Source organism: Rhodospirillum sp. A1_3_36, from assembly GCF_047263945.1.
Lineage (GTDB): Bacteria > Pseudomonadota > Alphaproteobacteria > Rhodospirillales > Rhodospirillaceae > Rhodospirillum.
The window spans coordinates 82,299-106,627 of the sequence record NZ_JBLAVB010000009.1; the positions used below are offsets into that span (position 1 = coordinate 82,299).

General features: G+C 61.6%; 27 protein-coding genes. 10 read left to right on the top strand and 17 right to left on the bottom strand.

Features of this window, described 5'->3' with window-relative positions:
* Window positions 1-32: 32 nt before the first annotated feature.
* The 6 genes from ACLIRY_RS17950 to ACLIRY_RS17975 form a co-directional block, all read right to left on the bottom strand.
* Window positions 33-2,207 carry a malate synthase G gene (locus ACLIRY_RS17950; protein WP_413206794.1) on the bottom strand — a complete coding sequence of 725 codons (2,175 nt, stop codon included), beginning with the start codon at window positions 2,205-2,207 and terminating at the stop codon, window positions 33-35.
* Between the two features lie 136 nt (window positions 2,208-2,343).
* The gene (locus tag ACLIRY_RS17955; protein WP_413206795.1) at window positions 2,344-3,171 is read right to left on the bottom strand and encodes an IclR family transcriptional regulator C-terminal domain-containing protein; all 828 of its coding nucleotides are present in this window, start codon (window positions 3,169-3,171) and stop codon (window positions 2,344-2,346) included.
* 36 nt (window positions 3,172-3,207) lie between these two features.
* Window positions 3,208-4,062 carry a universal stress protein gene (locus ACLIRY_RS17960; protein WP_413206796.1) on the bottom strand — a complete coding sequence of 285 codons (855 nt, stop codon included), beginning with the start codon at window positions 4,060-4,062 and terminating at the stop codon, window positions 3,208-3,210.
* A 146-nt stretch (window positions 4,063-4,208) separates the two neighbouring features.
* On the bottom strand, window positions 4,209-5,693 hold the full coding sequence (locus ACLIRY_RS17965; RefSeq protein WP_413206797.1) for a SulP family inorganic anion transporter: 1,485 nt from the start codon (window positions 5,691-5,693) through the stop codon (window positions 4,209-4,211).
* 326 nt (window positions 5,694-6,019) lie between these two features.
* Complete coding sequence (locus tag ACLIRY_RS17970) at window positions 6,020-6,373, bottom strand: helix-turn-helix domain-containing protein (RefSeq protein ID WP_413206798.1); 354 nt, start codon at window positions 6,371-6,373, stop codon at window positions 6,020-6,022.
* Window positions 6,366-6,587: a type II toxin-antitoxin system RelE family toxin gene (locus tag ACLIRY_RS17975; protein ID WP_413206799.1), complete on the bottom strand. Its 222-nt coding sequence runs from the start codon at window positions 6,585-6,587 to the stop codon at window positions 6,366-6,368. The genes ACLIRY_RS17970 and ACLIRY_RS17975 overlap by 8 nt, the downstream gene beginning before the upstream one ends.
* Window positions 6,588-6,732: 145 nt before the next feature.
* Between ACLIRY_RS17975 and ACLIRY_RS17980 the strand changes: the two genes are divergently transcribed.
* The 3 genes from ACLIRY_RS17980 to ACLIRY_RS17990 all read left to right on the top strand — a co-directional run bounded on the left by ACLIRY_RS17980 (window position 6,733) and on the right by ACLIRY_RS17990 (window position 9,770).
* Window positions 6,733-7,695 (top strand): HEPN domain-containing protein, encoded by a 963-nt coding sequence (locus tag ACLIRY_RS17980; RefSeq protein ID WP_413206800.1) that lies wholly within the window; start codon window positions 6,733-6,735, stop codon window positions 7,693-7,695.
* A gap of 500 nt (window positions 7,696-8,195) precedes the next feature.
* Window positions 8,196-9,557, top strand: a complete 1,362-nt coding sequence (tnpC, locus tag ACLIRY_RS17985; RefSeq protein ID WP_413206801.1) for an IS66 family transposase — start codon at window positions 8,196-8,198, stop codon at window positions 9,555-9,557.
* A gap of 78 nt (window positions 9,558-9,635) precedes the next feature.
* Window positions 9,636-9,770, top strand: coding sequence for a hypothetical protein (locus ACLIRY_RS17990; RefSeq protein WP_413206802.1), 135 nt, complete (start codon window positions 9,636-9,638; stop codon window positions 9,768-9,770).
* On the opposite strand, the gene ACLIRY_RS17995 is transcribed toward ACLIRY_RS17990, so the two are convergent.
* Window positions 9,763-9,918 carry a hypothetical protein gene (locus ACLIRY_RS17995; RefSeq protein WP_413206803.1) on the bottom strand — a complete coding sequence of 52 codons (156 nt, stop codon included), beginning with the start codon at window positions 9,916-9,918 and terminating at the stop codon, window positions 9,763-9,765. The genes ACLIRY_RS17990 and ACLIRY_RS17995 overlap by 8 nt on opposite strands.
* Before the next feature lie 41 nt (window positions 9,919-9,959).
* On the opposite strand from ACLIRY_RS17995, the gene ACLIRY_RS18000 reads away from it, so the two are divergent.
* The gene (locus tag ACLIRY_RS18000; protein WP_413206804.1) at window positions 9,960-10,139 is read left to right on the top strand and encodes a type II toxin-antitoxin system HicB family antitoxin; all 180 of its coding nucleotides are present in this window, start codon (window positions 9,960-9,962) and stop codon (window positions 10,137-10,139) included.
* A gap of 43 nt (window positions 10,140-10,182) precedes the next feature.
* On the opposite strand, the gene ACLIRY_RS18005 is transcribed toward ACLIRY_RS18000, so the two are convergent.
* From ACLIRY_RS18005 to ACLIRY_RS18050, 10 genes are all read right to left on the bottom strand, one after another.
* A complete protein-coding gene (locus tag ACLIRY_RS18005; RefSeq protein ID WP_413206805.1) occupies window positions 10,183-10,587 on the bottom strand; it encodes a bacteriohemerythrin in 405 nt (134 codons plus the stop codon).
* A 10-nt stretch (window positions 10,588-10,597) separates the two neighbouring features.
* Window positions 10,598-11,884 carry a TRAP transporter large permease gene (locus tag ACLIRY_RS18010; protein WP_413206806.1) on the bottom strand — a complete coding sequence of 429 codons (1,287 nt, stop codon included), beginning with the start codon at window positions 11,882-11,884 and terminating at the stop codon, window positions 10,598-10,600.
* A complete protein-coding gene (locus tag ACLIRY_RS18015) occupies window positions 11,881-12,390 on the bottom strand; it encodes a TRAP transporter small permease (RefSeq protein ID WP_413206807.1) in 510 nt (169 codons plus the stop codon). Before ACLIRY_RS18015 ends, ACLIRY_RS18010 begins: the two co-directional genes overlap by 4 nt.
* Before the next feature lie 89 nt (window positions 12,391-12,479).
* Window positions 12,480-13,514 carry a TRAP transporter substrate-binding protein gene (locus ACLIRY_RS18020; protein WP_413206808.1) on the bottom strand — a complete coding sequence of 345 codons (1,035 nt, stop codon included), beginning with the start codon at window positions 13,512-13,514 and terminating at the stop codon, window positions 12,480-12,482.
* Between the two features lie 122 nt (window positions 13,515-13,636).
* Window positions 13,637-14,629, bottom strand: a complete 993-nt coding sequence (locus ACLIRY_RS18025) for an aldo/keto reductase (protein ID WP_413206809.1) — start codon at window positions 14,627-14,629, stop codon at window positions 13,637-13,639.
* A gap of 21 nt (window positions 14,630-14,650) precedes the next feature.
* Complete coding sequence (locus tag ACLIRY_RS18030; protein WP_413206810.1) at window positions 14,651-15,595, bottom strand: Gfo/Idh/MocA family oxidoreductase; 945 nt, start codon at window positions 15,593-15,595, stop codon at window positions 14,651-14,653.
* A 44-nt stretch (window positions 15,596-15,639) separates the two neighbouring features.
* Window positions 15,640-16,485 carry a class III extradiol dioxygenase subunit beta gene (locus tag ACLIRY_RS18035; RefSeq protein WP_413206811.1) on the bottom strand — a complete coding sequence of 282 codons (846 nt, stop codon included), beginning with the start codon at window positions 16,483-16,485 and terminating at the stop codon, window positions 15,640-15,642.
* Complete coding sequence (ligA, locus tag ACLIRY_RS18040; RefSeq protein WP_413206812.1) at window positions 16,475-16,882, bottom strand: protocatechuate 4,5-dioxygenase subunit alpha; 408 nt, start codon at window positions 16,880-16,882, stop codon at window positions 16,475-16,477. Before ligA ends, ACLIRY_RS18035 begins: the two co-directional genes overlap by 11 nt.
* The gene (locus ACLIRY_RS18045) at window positions 16,879-17,829 is read right to left on the bottom strand and encodes a DUF1932 domain-containing protein (protein WP_413206813.1); all 951 of its coding nucleotides are present in this window, start codon (window positions 17,827-17,829) and stop codon (window positions 16,879-16,881) included. Before ACLIRY_RS18045 ends, ligA begins: the two co-directional genes overlap by 4 nt.
* A 206-nt stretch (window positions 17,830-18,035) precedes the next feature.
* On the bottom strand, window positions 18,036-19,313 hold the full coding sequence (locus ACLIRY_RS18050; protein WP_413206814.1) for a LysR family transcriptional regulator: 1,278 nt from the start codon (window positions 19,311-19,313) through the stop codon (window positions 18,036-18,038).
* Window positions 19,314-19,448: 135 nt separating this feature from the next.
* Between ACLIRY_RS18050 and ACLIRY_RS18055 the strand changes: the two genes are divergently transcribed.
* The 6 genes from ACLIRY_RS18055 (at window position 19,449) to ACLIRY_RS18080 (ending at window position 24,180) form a co-directional block, all read left to right on the top strand.
* The gene (locus ACLIRY_RS18055; protein ID WP_413206815.1) at window positions 19,449-20,183 is read left to right on the top strand and encodes a PIG-L deacetylase family protein; all 735 of its coding nucleotides are present in this window, start codon (window positions 19,449-19,451) and stop codon (window positions 20,181-20,183) included.
* Window positions 20,183-20,857 (top strand): 4-carboxy-4-hydroxy-2-oxoadipate aldolase/oxaloacetate decarboxylase, encoded by a 675-nt coding sequence (locus ACLIRY_RS18060; RefSeq protein ID WP_413206816.1) that lies wholly within the window; start codon window positions 20,183-20,185, stop codon window positions 20,855-20,857. Before ACLIRY_RS18055 ends, ACLIRY_RS18060 begins: the two co-directional genes overlap by 1 nt.
* Complete coding sequence (locus ACLIRY_RS18065) at window positions 20,850-21,908, top strand: 4-oxalomesaconate tautomerase (protein WP_413206817.1); 1,059 nt, start codon at window positions 20,850-20,852, stop codon at window positions 21,906-21,908. The genes ACLIRY_RS18060 and ACLIRY_RS18065 overlap by 8 nt, the downstream gene beginning before the upstream one ends.
* 16 nt (window positions 21,909-21,924) lie before the next feature.
* Window positions 21,925-22,797 carry an amidohydrolase family protein gene (locus tag ACLIRY_RS18070; RefSeq protein ID WP_413206818.1) on the top strand — a complete coding sequence of 291 codons (873 nt, stop codon included), beginning with the start codon at window positions 21,925-21,927 and terminating at the stop codon, window positions 22,795-22,797.
* A gap of 182 nt (window positions 22,798-22,979) precedes the next feature.
* The gene (locus tag ACLIRY_RS18075; protein WP_413206819.1) at window positions 22,980-23,333 is read left to right on the top strand and encodes a protocatechuate 4,5-dioxygenase subunit alpha; all 354 of its coding nucleotides are present in this window, start codon (window positions 22,980-22,982) and stop codon (window positions 23,331-23,333) included.
* A gap of 4 nt (window positions 23,334-23,337) precedes the next feature.
* A complete protein-coding gene (locus tag ACLIRY_RS18080) occupies window positions 23,338-24,180 on the top strand; it encodes a class III extradiol dioxygenase family protein (protein ID WP_413206820.1) in 843 nt (280 codons plus the stop codon).
* Window positions 24,181-24,329: the final 149 nt, after the last annotated feature.

Genomic DNA, 24,329 nt, shown 5'->3' on the forward strand with positions numbered 1-24,329 from the left:
CCCCAAGTGGGTCTGGGCGACAGCCCAGGATCTCACTGCCCGTATTTGGCCTTGGCTTCCCGGCGGCGACGGTGAAGCACCGGCTCCGTGTACCCGGAGGGCTGCTCGCGCCCTTTGAACACCAGATCGCACGCCGCCTGGAAGGCCACGCTCTCCTCGAAGTCGGCGGCCATGGGCCGGTAGTCCGGATCGCCTGCATTTTGGCCATCCACAACCTTGGCCATGCGCTTTAAAGTCTCCAGGACCTCGTCTGCGCTGACCACACCGTGGTAGAGCCAGTTGGCGATATGCTGGCTGGAGATCCGCAGGGTCGCCCGGTCCTCCATCAAACCCACGTTGTTGATGTCGGGCACCTTGGAGCAGCCGACCCCCTGTTCCACCCAGCGGGAGACATAACCCAGGATGCCCTGGCAATTGTTGTCCAACTCGGCATGGATCTCCGCCTCGCTCCAGTTGGCCCCATCAGCCAGGGGCGGCGTCAGGATAGCCTCCAGGGAGGCCCGAGCGCGGCTGGCCAATTCCTCCTGCCGGGCGGGCACGAAGACCGCATGGTAATGCAAGGCGTGCAAGGTCGCTGCGGTCGGCGACGGCACCCAAGCCGTATTGGCCCCGGCCAGGGGGTGGCCGATCTTGGCTTTCATCATATCGGCCATCAGGTCGGGCATGGCCCACATGCCCTTGCCAATCTGGGCATGGCCCCGCAGGCCGCATTCCAGGCCGATATCCACGTTCCAGTCCTCGTAAGCGGCGATCCAGGGCGCCCCCTTGATATCCCCCTTGCGGATCACCGGACCGGCTTCCATGCAGGTGTGGATCTCGTCGCCCGTCCGGTCCAGGAAGCCCGTGTTGATGAAAACAACCCGATCCTTGGCGCGCCGAATGCATTCCTTGAGGTTGACGGTGGTCCGCCGCTCCTCGTCCATAATTCCCATTTTAACGGTGTTGCGCGGCAGGCCCAGCAGGTCCTCCACCCGAGCGAAGACATCACTGGCGAAGGCGACCTCGTCCGGCCCATGCATCTTCGGCTTGACCACATAGATGGAGCCTGTGCGGGAATTACCCCGGTGCCCTTGCAAGTCCTTGAGCGCAATCAAGCTGGTGAAGACCGCGTCCAGCAGCCCCTCGAAAGCCTCGGAGCCATCGGCCAGCAAGACGGCGGGGTTGGTCATCAGGTGGCCCACATTGCGCGCCAGCAGAACGGCCCGTCCGGGCAGGGTCACCTTTTCGACCCCATCAGGCGCCGTGAAAATTCGATCGCCGTTCAGCGTCCGGGTCTGGGTTTTCCCCCCCTTGTCGAAAGAGGCGGTGAGCGAGCCATCCATCAGACCCAGCCAGTTCCGGTAGGCCAGGACCTTGTCCTCGGCGTCCACCGCAGCGACGGAATCCTCGAAGTCCTGGATGGTGGTCAGGGCGGATTCGACAACCAGATCGGCCACCCCGGCGGGGTCGTCCTTGCCGATGGGATGGTTCCTGTCGATGACGATTTCCAGGTGCAACCCATTATGGCGCAGCAGGATGGCGGTCGGGGCCACAGCCTCCCCCAAATAGCCCGCGAAGCTGGAGGGCTCGGCCAATCCCGTCGTGGAGCCATCGGGCAGGGTCACCGCCAAGGCGCCATCCACCACGGCGTATCCTGCCGATTCCGTATGCGAGCCCGTGACAAGCGGCGCGGCCTGATCCAGGACCCGGCGGGCTTCGGCGATCACCGCTGCGCCCCGAACGGGATTAAAGCCCCGACCCTTCTCGCGCCCTTCCGTCTCGGGGATGGCATCGGTGCCATAAAGCGCGTCATAGAGGCTGCCCCAGCGGGCATTGGCGGCGTTGAGCGCATAGCGGGCGTTCATCACCGGCACGACCAGTTGGGGACCGGCCAGGGTGGCGATCTCCGGATCGACGTTCTCCGTGCCCACGGCGACCTCTGACCCCTCGGGCAGCAGATAGCCGATCTCCTCCAGGAAGGCCTTCTGTTCGGCAACGTCAATGGCCTTGCCTTTGCGGGCACCGAACCATCCGTCCAGCTTGGTCTGCATCTCGTCCCGGATGGCGAGCAGCGCCCGATTGCGCGGGGTCATCTCGCCCAGCAGCGCAGCCAGACCGGCCCAGAGCGTCTCCTGCTCCACGGCCGTTCCGGGCAGAACCTCGGTATTGATGAAATCATACAGGACGGTGGCGACAGTCAAACCATGGGTGGTGGTGGTCTCGGACACGGCTCCCTGCTCCTCTTGGTCTTGGGGGTTGCCTTTTGGTGCCCCTAGGAAGCCACGGTGCCTTTGCGAAAACAAGCTAAATTGGAGACATTTTCACAATTCGGAATTAGACATTTTCCAATTATATAACAGTCAGTTATACAGATTTTTTCCCGCCATAATCCCCTGTCACCAGGGCGGCAGCCTCCCGCAGCATTTGGCCCATGCGCTGCAAACGTTCGTCGGAAATGCGCGCTGCGGGGCCGGACAGGGACAGGGCCGCGACGGGCTCTCCCGCCTCGTCGAAGATGACGGAGGCGGCGCAGCGCAGACCCACGGCATGTTCCTCGTCGTCGATGGCATAGCCCCGTTCCGCACTCACAATCAGGTCCCTGCGAAGAACCTCCGGATCGGTCAGGGTGCGCTCTGTGAGCTGCGGCAAACCATGGCGGGAGATCAACCGGTCAAAATCCTCCTGCCCCAGGGCGGAGAGCAGGGCCTTGCCCACACCCGAACAGTGGAGCGGCACCCGCGTGCCTGGGGTGGTATGGGCCCGCATCATCTGGCGGCATTCCACCTGGGCCAAGAAAATGGCCTCTCCCCCCTCGCGCACGGCAAGGTTCACGCTTTCCCCGGCGTCTTCCATCAGTCGGCGCATGATGGGGCGGGCAATGCGCACGGGATCCCGGTCCCGGGCGAAGGCTGCGCCCACGGTAAAGGCCCGGGCACCGACGGACCACAGGGCATGCTCCCCATCGAAGCGGACAAAGCCTTCTTGTTGCAAGGTGGTCAACAGGCGGTGGGCGGTGGAGGGCGGCAGGCCCTGGCTCTGAGCCACCTCGGTCAGGGTCAAACCGCCCTCACCCTCGGCCAGGGCCGAGAGGATGTTCAACGCCTTGACCAGAGAGCGCACCTGTCCCCCCCGCTCCCCCTCTTCACCCTTTGGCGGGCGTTTACGCAGAGGGGGAACAGGGGACTTAGTCATGACGGGATTGTCCTGGTGGGGAGAGGGAAGATCCCCTTACCGGAACATGAGCAGGGGAATCTGGCAAGACCGGATCAGGGTGGTGGTGGTGCTGCCGATGATCAGGTGACGGATGCGAGAATGGCCATAGGCGCCGACCACCATCAGGTCGATCCCCTCCTCCTTGACCACCTTGGCGATGACCTCATCGGCCTCGCCGGGAACCAGACGGGTGGTGGCGGTTCGCCCCTTGGCTTCCAGCCAGCCCTTGGCCTCCTCCAGGGAGCGGTGGTTCTCGTCAGTGTCGGAACCCACCCGCAGCAAAAGAATGTCCAGACCTTCCAGCAGCTTGCCTTCGGCGGCCCGTTCCAGGGCCTTACGCGCGCTGGGGCCACTGTCATAGGCGATCAGGCATTTCGTGATGGGCTTGAAAGCCCGCGAGGTCACCAGGACCGGCTTCGTGGAGCCGCGCACCACCCGTTCCAGGTTGGCGCCCAGGTGCATGGTTTCGAAGTCGGCGGCCTCGCCACGCTTGCCGATGACCACCAGATCGGCGCGGTCCTCGATCTCGGCGACGGTTTCGATCAGGCCGCCGTTGCGCAGGGTTTGGCGCACCTCAGCCACGCCCTTTTCCTTGAGGTGAGAGTCAGCATCGGCCAGAACCTGCCGACCCCGGGCCTGGAGGATCTTGCTCTTTTGGGCGTCCAGGTCGGCGAGTTGGGCCAGAAGGTCCTCCCGCTCGTTTGCGCCCATATTGCCCGACCAGTCAGAGGAGTCCGCATGGCCCCGCTTGTGATCAATGGCGTAGAGCACCTCCACCGAGGCGCCGATCTTGGCCGCAGCCCAACCGGCGTGATCGTAGACGCTCTGCGCGTACACGGATCCATCGGTGCAGACGAGAATATGAGGCATGGTCCGAACGTCTCCCTGTAACCTTGAAAAACCCTGGGCTCTGCCCAGACCCGCAAAGGGTCGGGGACCCTTTGATCCCATGACTGGGGGTCCGGGGCCTCAGGCCCCGGCGGGGAGCGGGGCAGGGCCCCGCAGGGTTTGAATTTTCAATGCCCGATGGCCGTGTCGATGGCTCCGGGTTTGTCGTGGACCCCCAGCTTGTCAACCATGGTGGCACTGGCCTCATTCAGGCCGACGACAACCACCTCGGCCCCCTCGCGGCGGAACTTGAGCACCACCTTGTCAAGAGCGCCCACGCCGGACAAGTCCCACATGTGGGCGGCGGTCAAATCGATGGTCACTTTCTCCAGCGCTTCCTTCAGGTCGAAGGCCTTGGCAAAGGCCTCTGCGGAGGCGAAGAAGACCTGTCCTTCGACGGTGTAGACCCGATGGCGCCCCTCGGCGTCGATGGTCGAGGTAATGCGCAGGAAACGCGCCACCTTGCGGGCAAAGAACAGCGCGGCGAGCAGCACGCCGACCAGGACGCCCTTGGCCAGATCGTGGGTAAAAACCGTCGTCAAAACCGTCCCCAGGGTCACCAGACTGGTGCTGATCGGGTGGACACGCACATCTGTCAGGGACTTCCAGGAGAAGGTGCCGATGGAGACCATGATCATCACCGCGACCAGAGCGGCCATGGGGATCAGCTTCACCCAGTCGGACAGGGCGATCAGCAGGACCATCAAGAAGACACCGGCACAGAGGGTGGACAGCCGTCCCCGCCCGCCAGACTTCACGTTGATCACCGACTGACCAATCATGGCACAGCCCGCCATGCCACCGAAGAAACCGGATACGATATTGGCCAGGCCCTGTCCCCGGCACTCCCGGTCCCGGTTGCTTTCGGTATCGGTCAGGTCGTCGACCACCTGGGCGGTCATCAGGGATTCCAACAGCCCCACCATGGCGATGGTCACCGAGACAGGCAGCACCGTCCACAGGGTATCCCAGGTCAAAGGAATATCGGGCAGGGAGAAAATCGGCAGGGTTTCGGGCAAAGCGCCCAAGTCGGCCACGGTGCGCACATCCAGATCCAGGAAAACGGCCAGAACGGTCATGGACAGGATCGCCACCAACGGCGAGGGCACGGCCTTGGTCACGTAGGGGAACAGGTAGATCACCGCCAGCGCGCCAGCGCAGAGGACATAGGTTTCCCAGGTCACCCCGACCAGTTCGGGCAATTGGGCCATGAAAATCAAAATGGCCAGTGCATTAACGAAACCGGTCATCACGGCGCGGGAGACAAAGCGCATATAGCGCCCCAGCTTCAGCAACCCGAAAATGATCTGCACCACGCCAGTCACCACCGTGGCGGCAAGCAGGTACTGCAAACCATGGTCGCGCACGATATCGATCATCAGGAGGGCCGTCGCCGCCGTCGCCGCCGAGATCATGCCCGGGCGTCCCCCGGTGAAGGAGATGGTGATGGCAATACAGACTGAGGCGTACAGCCCCACCTTGGGATCCACCCCCGCAATAACAGAGAAGGCAATCGCTTCCGGGATCAGGGCCAGGGCCACAACCAGACCGGCGAGGACATCGCCGCGGATATTGGACAGCCAATCGGCCTTCAGACGGTAGGGTTCGATCATGGGGCGGCTTCCCGATTCGGAACGTGGGCCAGACACCAAGGAGAGCCAATAGGGGGAGAGCCCGCAGGACAAGAGCGACGCCATGTCGCGCTCCCCTGGAGTTGGCCCGTTTGCCTGGCACCTGACGGAAAAATAAAAAGGCGACACCGATGCGTCGCCCGTTCGCCGGAACCCTATCGGCATGGGAGGGTTATTGCAAGTGCGAAGCAAAGGGGTAAGGGGGGCTTCTTTTGGTTCCGGAACCTTTGGCTTTCGCCCAAACCCAACTGGGGCGATGCCCAAGACCCCCTTTCTTTTTGGGGGAGGAGGGGGACACCCGTGAGCGGTCAAGTGATCAGGTCATCAACGTCAACGTTCAAAGCCCGGGCCAGGGCCTTATACACTTCGACGGACCCGGTTTTTTTTCCGCTCTCGATTTCGGAGAGGTAGCCTTGCCGGACAGCCGATTTTTGGGACAACATCGATTGGGTCAGGCCCCGGTGTTCCCGCCAGACCTTCACGGGGTTATCCCCATCAATCAATAGCCGCTTGACCATGGCATGGGGAAGGCGCTCGCTCTTTTCCGCCTCCTTAAGCGCGAGAAGATCTTCCAGATCTTCCAAGCGATCCACCATGGCGTCGTATGTCGCCTTGGCGATGGTGACGGTTTCCTCCATGGGACTGGGATTGGGTTCAGTCATAGGCTTCACTCCGATGGCGAACGGTGTGGACGACCAAAACGGTAACTGTGCCATCCTCGATGGTGAAAATCACGCGATAATCGCCAACACGGAGGCGGCTTTCCGGGCGCCCCTTGAGCGCCTTCACATTATTGGCTTGAGTGGAGGGCGCGACTGCGAACGCTTCGACCTTGGATATTATTTTAGCGCGGATGTTGGTCGGGATCTTCCGCATTTCCTTTAGCGCCACTTTCGTCCACGTAATGTCCATGGGGCGACTATCTCCTGTAGAGATAAGAATGAGCAAGGCAAAATATCTCTCTTGGTGACTAAATAGCGACTCCATTTCCCCTCTTGTCTTTGCGGCCATCGATGGGATCATGCAAAACGACAAGACGCGAACCACGGGGACTCCCTTGAACCAGCTTAAAACCACCCTCGATCCCCTGCCTCGGCGCTACCAGCGCGAGCTTGAGAACGTGGTCGCGATTCTGTTCGAGGAATTCGAGCGGGTCATGGCCCGCAAAACCTCCGAGAAAACCCGGGGCGGCCAGATTTCGAACATCATCCTGTTCGGTTCCTTCGCCCGCGGCACCTGGGTGGACGATCCCGACAGCGGCTACAAAAGCGATTACGACCTGCTGATCATCGTCAACAATGAACATCTGACCGACTTCATCGAATATTGGTACGACGCGGAGGACCGCCTGCTCCGCGAGGTCTTACTCCGACGCATTGATCGAGATGTCCATTTCATCGTCCATTCGATCAGCGACGTGAACGACAAGCTTTCCGAGGGGCACTATTTTTTCACCGACATAAAAACCGACGGCATCGCGCTCTACGAAAGAAAGGGCGCCAGGAAACTTGCCAAGGCCAAAATCCTGACACCCGAACGGCATGCCGAGATTTCACGGGGCTATTTTGATCTTTGGTTCCCGAAGATCAGCGGGGCCCTGGAGATTGTGAGCTTCTGCATGAAACAGGGAAACCGCAATGACGCCGCCTTCCTCCTCCATCAATCGGTGGAACGGGCCTATAACTGCGTCTTGCTGACCTTCACCCATTACGTCCCACCCATCCACGACATCAAACGTCTACGATCGTTCGCAGAGACGCGGGACCCGCGCCTGATCGCCGCTTGGCCCCGCGAACCGGGCCTCCTGCGGGTGAGCAAACACCGCGCGGCCTTCGAGGTCCTGAAGACAGCCTATGTGGACGCCCGCTATTCCGAACACTTCACGATCACGGACGAGCAACTGACGTGGCTCACCGAGCGCGCCGTACTTCTGAACGATCTGGTGAAAGCGGCCTGCACCGACCATCTGGCCGCGCTGGAGTAGACCGCAACATGCCGCATCAAATCTGGATAATCACGACCCGCCTAAAAACACCCCTCAAATCCGTGGCTCCCCTACAGGTCCTAGAATAGTAACAACTTGGTTTCACGGGATATCTCTCCTCTAGAGAAGCTGCGGACCATGTTGGTGGAAACAAAGAAGACGACCTTACTTCGAAATCAGACGCCAATTTTTAGTTGATTTATTTTTTTTGACAGAATCCTATAATCGTGACCGTACTTTACCTACCATTTGCAGGAATGGGGGTGACTGTGGGAGTGCGTTTCTGGTTATTTTCGGCAATGGGAATGGGAATGGGAATGGGAATTGTTCTATAAGCAAACGTTTCCGTCGCTCAGAGCGCCGGAGGCATAAGTGCCAGCACTACTAGTGGCATAAATATAGTTGAACCATTACCCGGATCGGGGACGGCAACCTGTAACTGCTCACGGTGTTGGCGCAAAAGGGTTGGCTTGGGCTGATGGTTGTGATTCAACCTATTTATGAAAGCGCCGTACAGATATCCCCTGCAAGACGCGGACAAGGACGCCCTGATCCGGGATCAGATGGCGCTGATCGAGCGTCAGGCGGCGCGGATCGCCGAACTTGAAGCGGCGCTCAAAAAGCCGAAGAAGACGTCATCGAACTCCCATACCCCACCCTCTCAGGACGGTCCTGGTCGGAAAAACCGAAAGGACGATAAGGCGGAGGGCAAGAAGAAGCCTCGGCCTTCCCGCCCTGGTACCACCCGCTCCTTGAGCGACGATCCCGACCGAACGGAACGCTGTGTCGCCAAGGCCTGCCTCCATTGCGGGACGACGGTTTCGGTGGATCGGCAACGGTGCCGCCACCGCTATGATCATATCGAGCTTCCCGAAATCCGCCCCATCGTGACGCGGGTTGAACTGTTCGGTGGGCGATGTAGTGGATGTGGGAAACGGTATCGGGCCGAAGCTCCTCCGGGAAAACCTCCGGGATCCCCGTTTGGCCCGGGAATCCGGTCTTTCTTACTTTATCTCCATCACAGCCATCATGTGAGTTTCGAGCGTCTGGCGGGATTGTCCCGGGATCTCTTCGGCTTGAAGATTTCCGAGGGGGCGATCTCCAATATCTTCCGAGCGACGACCACGGCAATGGAAAAAGCCCGGGCCGCGATCCGCGAGCGGTTGGTCAAGGCCCAGGTCATCGCCTCGGACGAGACCACGACCCGTATCGACGGCGTGACCCACTGGCATTGGGTTTTCCTCGCCAAGGACGCGGTTCTCCATGACATCGCGCCCCGACGGGCCAAGAGCGTGGCCGAAACCGTGTTGGACGGCCACCGGCCCGAGGTTTGGATCTCGGATCGCTATGCCGGGCAACAGGATCTGGCCCAGGCCCATCAGGTTTGCCTTGCCCATGTGCTCCGGGATGTCCAATACGCCATTGATTGCGGAGACAGCGTCTTCGCTCCCCGGATCCGGGATCATCTCCGCTGGGCCATCCGCGTCGGCAAGCGACGAGAGAGCCTGAAGGACAGCACGCTGAAAAACGACGCGGCCAGGGCTGAGCGACGATTGGACGGCCTGCTGACCATACCCGTGGCCCATCCCGCCGGAAAAACCCTCCAGCGCCAAATCAAGGCGTGGCGAACCAAGTTCTTCGTCTTTCTCATGGATCGGCGCGTTCCGCCGACGAATAATATTTCCGAACGGGAAATCAGGCCGTCAGCGATCTTCCGGAAAGTCACCAATGGCTTCCGATCCAACTGGGGCTCGCAAGTCCATGCCGGATACAGATCCGTCACCGGAACCGCCAAGCTCAAGGGACAAGCCCCACTGGCCGCTATGCGCGATCTCGTGAACGGAACGTTCGCGCTCGCCTGAGCCGCCCTACTGCCAGCCACCTGAGCAGTTACGCGAAATCCGCTTGCGCATAACGAAACGGAGCACCAAACCGCTTGCATGAACAGCAAGCATGAAATGACCCTGGCCGCCCTCTTTCGCGACCCTGTTTCCGGGACCATCGCCTGGAACGATATCGAGGCTTTGTTGCTGGCGGCGGGAGTCAACGCGATCGAAGGCTGCGGTATCAGGTGAAGGACGCCCGGGCCTTTTTGGAACAGATCGGAGTGACGCCATGAAGGCGCTGACCTACAAGGGCTACAGTGCCCGTATCGAGTTCGATGCCGAGGACGAACTCTTCGTCGGACATCTTGCCGGTATTCAAGACCCTATCGGTTTTCATGCCGATACCGTGACGGCCTCAAGAACGCCTTCCACGAAGCCGTGGACGACTACCTGGAGACCTGCGTCAAGATCGGTAAGGATCCCCAAAAGCCGTTTTCCGGTCGGGTTATGTTCCGGATCTCGCCAGAGCCCCACCGAAAGGCGGTCATTTCCGCCGAACTCGCCGGGAAAAGCCTGAATCAATGGGCGGAAGAGGTTCTGAAGAACGCCGTCGATTAGGCGGCTCCAGATCGCAGCCCCCCCCCGCCCCCTATACAAGGCGTCAGTCCCGAACCTTGGCCACGAACTCCCGATAGGCCATGTCCTCTTCCATGATGTGCTTGATCAGCCAGTTCTCCAGGAACTCGTTGACCAGATCGCCCACCTGGAAGGGGCTTTCGCTGGCCCGGCGATAGGTGGTTTTCACCGTCTTCAGCCATTCCTCGAAGTTGCGGTGCTGCTTGATGTGGTCATCAAACCCGGGAAAGCCGCCCCGCTTCATCAGGTCCTCTTCCCGGGTGAAGTGGGTATGGGCGTAATCCTCCAGCCGGGAGAGGATCGCACCCAACAACCCGTCGGTGATGTCCGCCTCTTCCAGCTCACGGATGAGCTGGAAGAGGCCCTGGTGATCGGCGTCAATGCCCGGATGGCCGACGCTATAGCTGTCTTTCCACTCGAAACGGCGCATGGTCTTGGTCCTACAGCAGTCCGAGCGCCAGGCTCGGGAAAAGGATCAGAAGGGTCAGACGTACCAGATCCGACAGGACGAAGGGAAACACCCCCTTGAAGATCTCGGTGATGGGCACCTCCGGCGCCACGGTCTTGATGACGAAGACGTTCATTCCCACCGGCGGCGTGATCAGGCCCAGTTCCACGGTAATAACCGAGACGATGCCGAACCACACCGGATCAAACCCGGCCTGGATAACCACCGGATAGACCACCGGCACGGTCAGCAGCAACATGGCCAGCGAGTCCATGACGCACCCCAGGACCATATACAGCGCCAGAACACAAAGCAGCACCGCAAAAGGCGCCAGATTCATGCTCGCCACCATGTCCGCCAGGGTGAAGGAAATACGCGAGACGGACAGGAAATAGCCGAAGATTTCTGCGCCAATGATCATGAAAAAGATCATCGCCGACAGGAACAGGGTTTCCTCCACCGCGTCCTTGAAATCCGTCCAGGTCATCCCCCGGAACAGGGCAATGAAGAACGTCCCCCCGGCGCCCACGGCGGCGGCTTCGGTCGGAGTGAACAGGCCACCGTAGATGCCGCCGATGATCAGGGCGAAGATGGCTCCAAACCCGGATAACCCCTTCAAGCCGACGATCTTTTCCTTCAGGGTCGAGGACTCTCCGGGCTGGGCCAGATCGGGCTTCAACCAGACGGTCACGGCAATGGTCACGCAATAGAGCACCAATCCCAGAAGGCCCGGGATGACACCCGCGATGAACATGTCGCCCACCGATTGCTCGGTGATCAAGGCATAGAGCAGCAGGGCGATGGAGGGCGGGATCATGATGCCCAGGGTGCCCCCCGCAGCCAGGGTCCCCGTGGCCAGACCGGGGGAATAGCCGTGCTTGCGCATTTCCGGCAGGGCCACCCGGGCCATGGAAGCCGCGGTTGCCAGCGAGGAGCCGGAAATAGCCGAGAAGACACCACAGGAACAGACCGCCGCCAGGGCCATGCCGCCGCGCCAGGAGCCGAACAACGTTCGGGCTCCGGAGAACAATTCGGCGGACATCTTGGCCTTACTGGCGAAGACACCCATCAGGATGAACATGGGAATGGGGCTGAAACCGTAGTTGGACAGGGTCTCGAAGGGGCCGGATTCCAGAATCGACATACTGGCGTCAAAGCTGACAATCAGACCGAACCCGATGAACCCCGTTGCCCCCATGGCAAGCGCCACGGGCATACGCAGGGCGATCATCACCAGCATGACGCCGATGCTGAGATAGCCGATAACAGAGGCGCTCATGACCGCTTCCCACTTTCAAGAATATGTTCCAGGCCGACCAAAAAGCCACGCAGGGCGAGCACCGCCGCAGCGAAGGTCACAACGATATAAATGTGGGCGAGCGGCACGACCAAATCCTGGGTGGTCTCTCCGGTGGAAAATGCCTGCCCAATCGCCTCATAGAAGCGGATGGCCATACCCAGACCCAGCAGACCAAAGCCGAACAGATAGACGCCCGACAGGATCCCCTTGAGTCGCTCACTCATATTCTCGGTGAACAGGTCGACGATGACCTGCCCCCGTGCCACGGAAAAGGGCAGGGAAAACAGCACCATGAACAACAGGCAATAGCTGACGATTTCCACGCCCCCCCGGAAGGTGAAGTCGACAGCACCATCAGTCGCACCGAAAACGAAGCGTGACAGCACGTCCAGAAGCACGGTCAGGACCATCAGCACGATCAGAACACCCGCAACCCTATGCATGCCATGGGCCAAACGGTGTGCTGCGGTAAATATGGCTTTCACGGTATCCACTCCCCCACAAAGCCAGGCTTAAAAAGCCCCGAAAAGGACGGGGGGGCGATCGCCGCCCCCCCATCCGACGGAGGGAGCCTCTACTGGCAGCTCTTGGACAGCTCGACGGCGCGGGCGTAGACATCCCGACCGGGCAGATTCTTGCCGTCCAGTTCGGCCAAGTAGGATTCGACCGCAGCCTCCTTCACCGGCTTCCAGTCGGGGTTATCCATGCCACCGGGAACAACGTAGATCTGGTGTCCCGCCTTGACGGCCTGGGCCCGCCCCTTCACATCCATGTCATCGAAGACCTGACCGGCCTTCTTGGCCCACTCCAGACCGGAATTGTCGTCGATCACCTTCTTCAGGTCATCGGGCAGCCCGTCGTAGACGTCCTTGTTCATGGTCATCACGAAAGAGATCGTGTACAGGCCACCGGTTTCGGTGTGCTTGGTGGCCAATTCGTTCAAACGGAAGGAAATCATCCCCTCCCAGGGCAGAGCCACGCCGTCAATGACGCCACGCTGCATGGACTGGTAGGATTCCGGCGCAGGCATCCCCACGGGCTGGGCACCCAGGTTTTCCAGAACGGAACCGAGCAGGGTGGTCGGGCGACGGATCCGCAGGCCCTTCAAATCCTCCGGCGTTTGGATCAGCTTGTCCTTGGTATGCAGGTTCCCGGGACCGTGGGTGAAGAAAAACAGGGGGTGTGTCTCTTTGTACTCGTCGCCCAACTTGCCTTCTTCATACAGGCTTTCCAGCACACAAGAGCCGTTCACACCGTTCTTGGAAATGCCCGGAACCTCGACCACCTGGGTCAAGGGGAAGCGGTTGGCGGTGTAGCCCAGAACGGTGGCGGTGATATCGGCGACCCGGTTCTTCACCGCGTCATACTGGGCCGGGGGCTTGGCCAAAGTGGCGGAGGGGTACATCTCAACCGCAATGCGCCCATTGGAATCCGCTTCCACTTTCTTGGCCCAGACATCGAACAGATTCGTGGGCAGACCAGCCACGGCTGGCCAGAAGTGGGCGAAACGCAGGGTGACATCTGCGGCCGAGGCGGTGGACGCCACACCGGAGACGGTACCCAGGGCGATCGCGCCAGCCAGTGCGGCGCGGGTAAAGCTCTTGAACATCTAAATCCTCCCTGTCGAGGTCATCTGTTTGTTGGTTACTTGGTGGGTCCCCGGTACTGCAAAATCGCCGTGCCGGGCAGCGGGACTAAGTGGATAGGTGGAACACGGAACGATCAATCGGCTTAGGCAAAGGCCTCCGTATCGATTTCCTCCATGGTGGCGGAGGTGTACCGGGGGCCGCTGACCGTCTGATTGTTCACCATCGCGTCAACGCGCGCCACCAGTTCCGGATTCAGGGACAGTTTGGCGGCCTCCAGGTTTTCTTTCAGGTGCTCCAGATTGGCGGTCCCTGGAATGGCGTGGATATGCGCGCCCTTGGCCAGAACCCAGGCCAGGGACAATTGGGCGGCGGAACAGCCCGCCTCCTTGGCCAAGGCCCTGTAGCCTTCAAGCAGGGTCAGGTTGGCCGGATAGTGGTCCGGCTGGAACCGCGGCATGCCCCGGCGGATATCCCGCTCCGACAGGGTCGCCATGTCGGGCGGACAGTCGGTGAGAAATCCGCGGGCCACGGGGCTGAAGGCGACAAAGCTGGTTCCCAGTTCAGCGCAGGTAGACAGGACGGCGATTTCCGCCTCCCGCGTCCAGGGCGAGTATTCGGTCTGCACGGCCGTCACCGGATGGATCGCATGGGCCTTGCGCAGGGTCTCCGCCGAAATCTCCGACAGCCCGATATGGCGGATTTTCCCCTCCGCCACCAGGTCGGACAGCGCACCGACGCTGTCCTCAATGGGGACGGAGAAATCCCGCCGATGCAGGTAATAGAGGTCGATCACGTCGGTCTTGAGGGCGCGCAAGGCGTCCTCGCAGGTCTCCTTGATCACCTCGGGACGGCCATTGATCTCCCGCTTGCCGTCCGGTCCCTTGCGCATGCCGCATTTGCTGGCGAGCATGTAGTCCGCGCGCCGGTGGGAGATGGCCTCGCCAATCAAGGCCTCGTTGGCGCCAAAGCCATAAAGCGCCGCCGTATCCATGTGGTCGTACCCCAGGTCGAGGGCTTCGTTCAGCAGGCGGATGGCCGCCTGCTTTTCCACGGGCTCCCCATAGGCATGGGACAGGTTCATGCAGCCCAAGCCAATGGCAGCGACGTCGAAGGGTCCAAGGGAACGGCGCAACATCACGGGGTCTCCTGTTCACAGTTAGCCAAAGCTCTTCTCGATCCGGTCGAGGGTTTCCATGGCGGACAGACCCTGGTCCACGGAACTGTTGGGCTCCCGCCCCTCCTGGATTGCCGAGACGAATTCCCGGTCGACCAGCTCCACGCCATTGTTGGAAACGGCAACGCCCGTCAGGTCAATCGGCTCTTCCTTGCCATTGAACAGATCGTCGTAGCGGGCAATGTAGGTGCCATTGTCGCAAATGTAGCGAAAATATGTGCCCAATGGACCGTTATTGTTGAATGACAGGGACAGCGTGCACAGCGCACCCGAGGGCGCCTTCATGCCGATGCTCATGTCCATGGCGATGCCCAGCTCCGGATGGGTGGGGCCCTGGAGGCCAAAGACCTGGGAAGGTACTTCCCCCGTCTGGTACTGGAACAGGTCGACCGTATGGCAGGCATGGTGCCACAGCAGGTGATCGGTCCAGGTCCGGGGTTCGCCCAGCGCATTGAGATTGGAGCGCCGGAAGAAATAGGTCTGTACATCCATTTGCTGGATCTTCAATTCCCCGGCCACGATCTTGTTGTGGATCCACTGGTGGCTGGGATTGAAGCGGCGCACATGGCCGACCATGGCCACCAGACCCGTCTCCTGCCGCACCTTCACCAATTCCCGGGAGTCCGCCAGAGTGTCGGCCATGGGGATCTCGACCATCACATGCTTGCCCGCCTTGAGGCAGGCGATAGCCTGGGAGGCATGGACCTGGGTCGGCGTGGCCAGGATCACCGCATCCACGTCGTCCCGGGCCAGGCTTTCCGCCAGGTCCTTGGTGGCATGGGGAATCCCCCGCTCGGCGGCGAAGGCGTCGATGTCGTCCGGCCCCCCGCCAACCACGGAGGTAACGGTCACCCCCTCGATCTTGGACAGGGCGTCCAGGTGCTTGCGGCCAAAGGCGCCTGCGGCACCGGCAACACAGAGTCTCATCTCTTTCGTCTCCATTCGGTTCGGATCTCCGGTGGACGATTTCCCTATTCCACCGGTTCCAGCACGAGGTGGCCCACCGCAGTGTTGGACGCGGGGACGTGATAGTGGCGGTGACGCAGGGTCACGTCGTCGCCCAGGGCGCCACGCATGACCAGCCACATCACCAGTTCGATCCCTTCCGACCCGGCTTCCCGCAGGTAGTCCACATGGGGAATTGCCGCAGCCGCCTTGGGATCAGTGATCAGCTTGTCGAGGAAGGCATTGTCGAAGTCCGCATTGATCAACCCTGCCCGCTCCGCCTGGAGCTGGTGGGACATGCCCCCCGTGCCGAAGATGACAACGCGCAAATCCTCGTCGAAGCTCTCGACGGCCTTGCGGATGGCCTTGCCCAGGTTGAGGCAGCGGTTGCCCGTGGGCGGCGGGTATTGGACCACATTCACCGCCAGCGGAATCACCGGGCAGGGCCAAGCCTCTGGCTGACCAAAGGCCAAGGACAGGGGCACAGTCAAGCCGTGGTCCACTTCCATCTCATTGACGATGGTCAGGTCGAATTCGTCCAGAATGATGGATTGGGCCATATGCCACGCCAAATCCGGATGGCCCTCGACCACCGGCACGGGGCGGGCCCCCCAGCCCTCGTCCGCCGGGATGTACTGGGCCGCACAGCCCAGCGCGAAGGTGGGAATGATCTCCAGGGAGAAGGCCGTGGCATGGTCGTTGTACACAACGATGGCCACGTCGGGCTTGAGGTCCTCAATCCACTTGCGGGAGAATTCATAGCCCTTGAAAACGGGCTTCCAATAGTCTTCTTCCGTCTTGCCCGTATCCATGGCCACGCCGATGGCGGGAACGTGGGAGGTGGCGTAACCGCCGACAATCTTAGCCGCCATGCGTCATCTCCCCCGTTTTCCATTCCCCCTTGCTGCGATTGCCCTCGATGGAGCGCCCGCCCTTGAGCATCATCTCCCGATAGGCCTCCTGCTCCATGCCGGTCATGATGGCCGCGAGCTGCTGGAAATTGATGCCATCCGTGGCCGCGAGCTTGGAGGTATAATAGATATTGCCCCCCAGGCGGAGCATGCCATTCCAGTCCCGATTGAGAACCGCATCCTTCTGCTCCGGCGTCATGGGAAACCGGTCCAGATAGAGACCTTCGTGGGCTTTGAAAGCCTCCCGGTTGACCGCCTGACGCAGGGACATGCAGAACATGTTCAGATGGTAGCCCTTGCGGGACTGCTTGGCGTCGAAGACATAGGTCCCGGGGATATCCTTATAGTCGCCGCTCATACCGCATCCTCCTTGGGGAACAGTTCGGCGGGGAAGAGTCCGGCGAGCAGATCGTCGGCCAGTTTCCCGTAATCATCGCCCTCGGCCTTGATGGCCAAATCGCCGATGCGTTGCTCCCACCCTGCGGTGGCCGAGGCCATGGCCCCGCCCAGGCCCAAGTCCTCGACGGTCAGGGCGACCTCGCGCATTTCAGCGGCCCGGCGGATCCCGTGGGTCATGGCCCGTTCCATCATGTAAGCGGCCTTGGCCTTGAAGTCGAAACCCGGATAAGTGACATCCAGCGAGTCCAGAACCATCCCGTCGACCCCGGCCCGGCGCCCGGCCAGAACGCATTCCAGGACCAGGGCCTCCATCCCTTTCACCATCACCGAGCGGATCATCTTGATCGAGGAAGAGGAGCCTACGGGTCCCTCCACGGTCTTGGCGTTATCCATACCCAGCCCCGCGAGGGCCGTCAGGCCCTCTGCGGCATTGGGGCCGCTCAGCAGCAGGGGCGTTTTATGCATCTTGGGATAGACCGGCGCCATCACGGCCGTATCGACATAGCGCCCGCCTGCGGCCTCGATAACCTCGGCATTCTTGCGCTTGGTGCCCGGCGCACAGGAATTACAGTCGAAATAGAAGGTGCCCGGAGCGATGCGCTTGGCCGCAGCCTCCGCCGCCTTGCCCGCCTGATCAGCCGTCACAACGCAGACAACCAGGGCGGCGCCGTCCAGGGCCTCCGCCGGGCTGGCGCACCCGGTGACTCCCAAGGAGACATAATCGGCGCGCTTGGCCTCCCGAACAGTCGCGTCGACGTGGTCCGTCTTGATATCAAAGACCCAGGTCCGGGCGGCGCAATTGGCCCCCCACCCCTTGACGAAGGCCTGACCGGCCTCGCCGAACCCAATCAGGGCGATCTTCGCGGCCCCATCAGATGCCCCGCCTTCGGCGGCTTCCCTGTTCACATTGGTTCTCCCGCAGTCGGTTTTCACCACCCGGTTTTCTCCGGGTCATTCGTCCTACCTACCATTCAATCCCGATCGAAGACAATTGATAGAGATAACACCCTATTCATTTTTTGAATAATGAAACCGAATAATGCATCTCCCCCTCCCCTATCGCACCGCAGCATTCTTGCGCCATCGAACACCCCTCCCCCCTCACTCCCCCCTCACTCCCCACGCCGGGCCATCTCCCCCGCAGCGCGCAAACAATCCAGGAAGCGACTCTGCGTGACCGTGGGCTTCCAGTCCCGGCGGTGGGTCACGCCAATGGGCCGCAGGGTACCCCGCGTATCCACATCCAGAGGCACCAAAAGCCCCATTCTCTCCTCCAACCGGATCTGGTGCAGGGAGATCAGGGTCAAACGATCACTATCCAGCAACAACCCCCGAATCAGCATGGGAGAGCCCGTCTCCACCAGCCCCTGAGGCTCACCCAGGCCACCGAACATGGTGGTGAAATGGCGGCGGGTGGGCGTTCCCTCCCGGGGGATCACCCAGGGGTAGGCCGCCAGATCCTCAACGGTCACTTTCACCTTGCCCGCCAGGGGGTGGCCGATTCGGGCGACCACGGCCAGGGGGTCGCTGAACAGGGCTTCCTGAACCACATCCCCAATGGGAACGGGGGTCCGCAGGGCGCCAACCAGCAGGTCCAGATCCCCTTGCCGCAAGCCACTCAACAGATCCTCGTAGGGGCCATCGACAACGCTAACCCGCACCTCTGGCCGCTCACTCAGCAGAGCGTTGATGGCCGTCGGCAAAATAAAAGCCCGGGGCAAGGGCATGGCGCCAACCACGATTCGCCCGGCATCCACGCCCCGGGCTTCCTCGATTTCGGCGAACCCCTGTTCCAGCTCGGTGAAAGCCAGACGAACCGCCTGGGCCAGCGCATCGGCGGACGGACTCAGCGAGATCCCCTGACCTGTCTTCTCGAACAGACTCAAGCCGGATAGCCGCTCCAGATCCCGGGCGGCCCGGTGGAGTGTCGGCTGGGATAGGCCAATGGACCGGGCCGCGAGACTGAAATTCCCCGCTTTGGACACGGCCACAAGCGCTTTCATTTGAGCAGTGGTCAGCAGTTGGTCGAAATTGGCGAACCCCCGGGTTCCCTTGCGGGCCCCCAGGCGCACCGCCTCCCTGGCCCCCTGGCGAACCAACGAGAGCGCCCGCTCAACCCGGGTCAGGAACAGGGCACCCGCCTCCGTCGCCGTAACCCCATCGCTGTGCCGGTCAAAGAGTCGCGCCCCCACCTGTTCCTCCAGCTTGGCGAGCGCCTGGGTGATGGCGGGCTGGGACAGATGCACCCGGGTCGAGGCATCGCTGATGGAGCGACACTGCGCCACCTCGGCGAAAGCCCGCAGGTGGCGAAAGTTGGGAAGAGCCCCCAGGGAAGAGGCGGAGACGGAAGACGGTTGAGAAGACGGAGAGCTATTGGAAATTTCATTCATCGAACATTCCATCTTTCGCATTTGCGAAGTCACTATAGCATAAAGTTATATCATCTGTTGGAGAATGGAATGGGAAATCGGCGCGCCGGGGTCGATAGTGGCACCATCGAAAAAACGCGAAAGCGAGAGGCGTCCATGAGCGATAAAAAGACGGCACTGGTGATCAGCGCCCATTCCGCCGACTTTGTCTGGCGGTGTGGCGGGGCGATCGCCCTGCACCAAAAGAAGGGCTACGAGGTGACCATCGTCTGCCTGTCCTATGGCGAGCGCGGCGAGTCCGCCAAGCTGTGGAAGCAGGAAGGCATGACCCTGGAGAAGGTCAAGACCGCCCGCCGGGTGGAAGCGGAAGCCGCCGCCCAGGCGCTGAACGCCCATGAAATCAAATTCATGGACGCGGGGGACTACCCCCTGGAATTGGACACCGACAAGAAGTTCGAACTGGTGGACATCATCCGCGCCGTCCAACCGACCTTCATGCTCAGCCACTCCACCTATGATCCCTATAACACCGACCACATGTACGCCACCAAGGTGGCCATGGAATGCCGGATGATCGCCCAGGCCTGGGGCCACAATCCCGGCCAGAAGGTCCTCGGCGCCCCCCAGCTCTACCTGTTCGAACCCCACCAGACCGAGCAGATGGGATGGAAGCCCGACGTGTTCCTCGACATCTCTGATGTCTGGGACAACAAATGGGCCGCCATCCAGGCCATGAAGGGCCAGGAGCACCTTTGGACCTATTACGAGAACCAGGCGGAGAACCGCGCCAACCACTTCCGCCGGAATTCGGGTGGCATGGCCGGGGGCCGGGCGGCGAAATACGCCGAGGGCTTCCAGTCCATCTACCCCCGCACCGTGGATGAACTGTGATGGGTGGCGTCGTCGTTCAAAACATCGAGCGGGCGGATCCCGCGATCGTCAAGGCCCTTGGCGAGCGCGGCGTGGCCACCGTTCACGAGGCCCAGGGCCGCAAGGGCCTGCTCGCCTCTTATATGCGTCCGATCTATTCCGGAGCCCGGTTGGGCGCCTCTGCGGTCACCATTTCCGCCCCGCCCGGAGACAACTGGATGGTCCATGTGGCCATCGAGCAGGTGAAGGAGGGCGACATCCTGGTGCTCGCCCCCACCTCCCCCTGCGAGGATGGCTATTTCGGTGACCTGCTGGCGACTTCCATGCAAGCGCGCGGTGGTGTGGGACTGATCATCGACGCCGGAGTCCGCGATGTGCGCGACCTGACCCAGATGGCCTTTCCCGTCTGGTCCAAGGCGGTCTTCGCCCAGGGTACGGTCAAGGAAACCGTTGGCTCGGTGAACATTCCCGTTGTCTGCGCCAATGCCCTGGTGAACCCCGGTGACATCATTGTTGCCGATGACGATGGGGTTTGCGTCGTCCGCCGGGAAGAGGCCGAAGAGGTCCTAAAGAAGGCGCTGGACCGGGAAGCCAAGGAAGAGGACAAACGCGCCCGTCTGGCCGCCGGAGAGCTGGGCTTGGATATCTATGGCATGCGCGAGCGGTTGGCCGAAAAGGGGCTGACCTATGTCTAATGCCGCACCTTGCATGTGGATGCGCGGCGGCACCTCGAAGGGGGGGTACTTCCTCGCCACCGATCTGCCCGCCGACATCCCGGGCCGGGACGCCTTCTTGCTGGGGGTCATGGGCTCGCCCAACCCCCGGCAGATCGACGGCATGGGCGGCGCCGATCCGCTGACCTCCAAGGTCGCCGTCGTCAAGCGATCCGAGCGCGAGGGGGTGGATGTCGATTACCTGTTCCTTCAAGTCTTCGTCGATCAGGCCATTGTCACCGACGCCCAGAACTGCGGGAACCTCCTGGCCGGTGTCGGCCCCTTCGCCATTGAACGCGGCCTCGTCTCCGCGACGGAGGGGGAGACTACCGTCTCCATCTATATGGAGAACACCGGACAAACGGCGGTGGCCAAGGTTGCCACACCGGGCGGGGTCGTCACCTATGCCGGCGAGGCCCGCATCGACGGCGTGCCTGGTACGGCGGCGGCGATCCCTGTGACCTTCAAGGACACGGCGGGCAGTTCCTGCGGCGCCCTTCTGCCAACGGGCCATGTCGTCGATGTCATTGACGGCGTGGAGGTCACCTGCATCGACAACGGCATGCCCGTCGTCGTCCTGCGGGCTTCGGATATGGGCATCACCGGCAGGGAAACCCGCGAAGAGCTGGAGGCCAACGACGCCCTCAAGGCCAAGCTGGAATCCATCCGCCTCCAGGTGGGGCCGATGATGAACCTGGGGGACGTGACGGACAAATCCGTGCCCAAGATGAGCATGGTCTCGCCCCCCACCCAGGGCGGTGCAATCTCCACCCGCACCTTCATTCCCCACCGGTGCCATGCCTCCATCGGCGTGCTTGGCGCGGTGAGCGTGGCCACCGCCTGCCTGTTGCCCGGCTCCCCGGCCCAGGGGTTGGCCGTGATCCCCGAGGGTCCGCGCAAAACCCTGGATGTGGAGCATCCCATCGGCGCCATGGGCGTGGTGGTGGAGACCGACGCGCAGGGCGCGGTGACCGATGCGGCCATCCTGCGCACCGCCCGCAAACTCTTCGACGGCGTCGTTTTCGCGCCCTGAATCTGGACAGGAAACCATGGATCTCGATTACCTGCCGTTTCACCCTGGCCCTTCCAAGCCGAGCTTTACGCCGCCCCCGGGCGCCGTGGATGCCCATTGCCATGTCTTCGGCCCGGCTGCGGAGTTCCCCTACGCCCCCGAACGCAAATACACCCCCTGCGATGCGTCGAAAGCCCAACTCTTCGCCCTCCGCGACTACTTGGGGTTCGAGCGCAATGTGATCGTCCAGGCCACCTGCCATGGCAAGGACAACCGGGCCCTGGTCGATGCGCTGAAGGCCTCGGATGGCAAGGCACGGGGTGTGGCCTCCGTCGGTCCAGACATCACCATGGACGACCTGAAGGAGATGCACGAGGCCGGGGTGCGCGGCGTGCGCTTCAACTTCGTGAAACGTCTGGTGGACGCCACCCCCAAGGAGGTCTTCCTCGGCATTGCCGAAAAGGTGGCCAAGCTGGATTGGCATGTGGTGGTCTATTTCGAAGCTCCGGATCTGGAGGGGTTGATCCCCTTCCTGAAGTCCATGCCCACCCCCCTGGTGGTGGACCACATGGGCCGCCCGGACGTGACCAAGGGGGTCGATCACCCGGACTTCCAACGCTTCGTCGACCTGATGGCCGAGGTTCCCACGATCTGGTCCAAGGTCAGTTGCCCCGAACGCCTGAGCGCCGAAGGCCCGCCGGTTTATTCGGATGTGGCGCCCTTTGCCAAAAAGCTGGTCGACAGCTTTACCGACCGGGTGCTTTGGGGCACGGATTGGCCCCATCCGAACATGAAATCGCACATGCCCGACGACGGCCTGCTGGTGAATGTCATCCCCCGCATCGCCGATACACCGGAAAAGCAACAGGCCCTATTGGTCGACAACCCGATGCGCCTCTATTGGGGCTGACGCCCCATGAGTCTGTATTTGGGCTGAACGCCCCATGGGCCCCTATTGGGGCTGAACGCCTCATGGGCCTCTATCGGGGCTGAACAGGCCAGGTACAGAAACCAGGGATAAGCGCCGCCAAAAGGCGCGTCCCGCTCGCCCACCAAAGACACCAAAAGTACAATCGCAGGGAGTGAGCGATCATGACAGCGACGCAGACGAAGGAGCCGATTTTCGGCACGCCAATCTTTGATGGCGAAGCCGCCATCAAGGGCTATGCCTTGAACAAGATGTGTTACTCGTTCAACGGCAAGGAGGCCCGCGACGAATTCCTGGCCGACCAGGAAGCCTATATGGAAAAGTTCGGCCTGACCGAGCCGCAAAGGCAGGCCATCCGGGACAAGGTGGTCCTCGACCTGATCCGCGAAGGCGGGAACATCTATTATCTGGCCAAATTCGCCGGGATGTTCGGCCTGACCGTGCAGGACGTCGGCGCCCAGCAAACGGGTGTGACGCTTGAGGAATTCAAGGAAAAACTTCTGCGGGCGGGAGACTGAGACCATGGCACGTATCGTTGGTGGCCTGACCACCTCTCACATCCCCGCCATTGGCAACGCCATTCACAAGAACCTGTTCGAGGATCCCTACTGGAAGCCCTTCTTCGACGGTTATCCCCCCGCCCGGGAGTGGCTGGCCGAAGTCAAGCCGGACATTGCCATCGTTATTTATAACGATCATGGCCTGAACTTCTTCCTGGACAAGCAACCGACCTTCGCCTTCGGTGCCGCCCCCCAGTACACCAACGAGGACGAGGGCTGGGGCATCCCGGTAATCCCTCCCTTCAAGGGCGATCCGGCCTTCTCCTGGCACCTGATCAACAGCGTGGTGCACGAGGATTTCGATCTGGTGACCTGCCAGGAAATGGCCGTGGACCATGGTTTTTCCGTGCCCATGCAGCTCTATTGGCCGAACTTCACCTATACGGACATCGCCACGGTTCCGGTGATGATCAACACCGTGCAGCACCCCCTGCCCTCCCCGGCCCGCTGCTACAAGCTGGGTCAGGCCATCGGACGGGCGGTGGCCTCCTATCCGGAGGACAAGAAGGTGGTGGTGATCGGTACCGGCGGCCTGTCCCACCAGCTCGACGGAGAGCGGGCCGGATTCATCAACAAGGAATTCGATCTGACCTGCATGGAAAAGATCGTCGATGACCCCGCGTATTTCCTGGAGTACAGCATCCACGACCTCGTCCGGCTGGCCGGTGCGCAGGGAGCGGAATTCATCCTGTGGCTGACCATGCGCGGCGCGCTCGGCGGCAAGGTGAAGCAACTCTATTCCAACTACCATATCCCCATTTCCAACACCGCCGCCGGGACCATGGTGCTGGAAGCGGCGGAGTAGGGAAGCCATCAGTCAGCACATGCCCGATTGGGCGGGCTTTGCCATCCAAGCCCGTCCAATTCCTCTCCGCCGCCGGATTCTCGGATCCGGCGGCTCTTTTTATGCTCCTCCTCACGGGGCTTTGCCCCGTCCCCCACTGGGGCCGAAAG

Bases quoted from the DNA above. Each gene is read 5' to 3' on its own strand.
- ACLIRY_RS17955 (WP_413206795.1), bottom strand. From the start codon at position 3,171: ATGACTAAGTCCCCTGTTCCCCCTCTGCGTAAACGCCCGCCAAAGGGT.
- ACLIRY_RS17960 (WP_413206796.1), bottom strand. From the start codon at position 4,062: ATGCCTCATATTCTCGTCTGCACCGATGGATCCGTGTACGCGCAGAGC.
- ACLIRY_RS17965 (WP_413206797.1), bottom strand. From the start codon at position 5,693: ATGATCGAACCCTACCGTCTGAAGGCCGATTGGCTGTCCAATATCCGC.
- ACLIRY_RS17970 (WP_413206798.1), bottom strand. From the start codon at position 6,373: ATGACTGAACCCAATCCCAGTCCCATGGAGGAAACCGTCACCATCGCC.
- ACLIRY_RS17975 (WP_413206799.1), bottom strand. From the start codon at position 6,587: ATGCGGAAGATCCCGACCAACATCCGCGCTAAAATAATATCCAAGGTC.
- ACLIRY_RS17980 (WP_413206800.1), top strand. From the start codon at position 6,733: ATGCAAAACGACAAGACGCGAACCACGGGGACTCCCTTGAACCAGCTT.
- tnpC (WP_413206801.1), top strand. From the start codon at position 8,196: ATGAAAGCGCCGTACAGATATCCCCTGCAAGACGCGGACAAGGACGCC.
- ACLIRY_RS17990 (WP_413206802.1), top strand. From the start codon at position 9,636: ATGAACAGCAAGCATGAAATGACCCTGGCCGCCCTCTTTCGCGACCCT.
- ACLIRY_RS17995 (WP_413206803.1), bottom strand. From the start codon at position 9,918: ATGAAAACCGATAGGGTCTTGAATACCGGCAAGATGTCCGACGAAGAG.
- ACLIRY_RS18005 (WP_413206805.1), bottom strand. From the start codon at position 10,587: ATGCGCCGTTTCGAGTGGAAAGACAGCTATAGCGTCGGCCATCCGGGC.
- ACLIRY_RS18010 (WP_413206806.1), bottom strand. From the start codon at position 11,884: ATGAGCGCCTCTGTTATCGGCTATCTCAGCATCGGCGTCATGCTGGTG.
- ACLIRY_RS18020 (WP_413206808.1), bottom strand. From the start codon at position 13,514: ATGTTCAAGAGCTTTACCCGCGCCGCACTGGCTGGCGCGATCGCCCTG.
- ACLIRY_RS18025 (WP_413206809.1), bottom strand. From the start codon at position 14,629: ATGTTGCGCCGTTCCCTTGGACCCTTCGACGTCGCTGCCATTGGCTTG.
- ACLIRY_RS18030 (WP_413206810.1), bottom strand. From the start codon at position 15,595: ATGAGACTCTGTGTTGCCGGTGCCGCAGGCGCCTTTGGCCGCAAGCAC.
- ACLIRY_RS18035 (WP_413206811.1), bottom strand. From the start codon at position 16,485: ATGGCGGCTAAGATTGTCGGCGGTTACGCCACCTCCCACGTTCCCGCC.
- ligA (WP_413206812.1), bottom strand. From the start codon at position 16,882: ATGAGCGGCGACTATAAGGATATCCCCGGGACCTATGTCTTCGACGCC.
- ACLIRY_RS18050 (WP_413206814.1), bottom strand. From the start codon at position 19,313: ATGAATGAAATTTCCAATAGCTCTCCGTCTTCTCAACCGTCTTCCGTC.
- ACLIRY_RS18055 (WP_413206815.1), top strand. From the start codon at position 19,449: ATGAGCGATAAAAAGACGGCACTGGTGATCAGCGCCCATTCCGCCGAC.
- ACLIRY_RS18060 (WP_413206816.1), top strand. From the start codon at position 20,183: ATGGGTGGCGTCGTCGTTCAAAACATCGAGCGGGCGGATCCCGCGATC.
- ACLIRY_RS18065 (WP_413206817.1), top strand. From the start codon at position 20,850: ATGTCTAATGCCGCACCTTGCATGTGGATGCGCGGCGGCACCTCGAAG.
- ACLIRY_RS18070 (WP_413206818.1), top strand. From the start codon at position 21,925: ATGGATCTCGATTACCTGCCGTTTCACCCTGGCCCTTCCAAGCCGAGC.
- ACLIRY_RS18075 (WP_413206819.1), top strand. From the start codon at position 22,980: ATGACAGCGACGCAGACGAAGGAGCCGATTTTCGGCACGCCAATCTTT.
- ACLIRY_RS18080 (WP_413206820.1), top strand. From the start codon at position 23,338: ATGGCACGTATCGTTGGTGGCCTGACCACCTCTCACATCCCCGCCATT.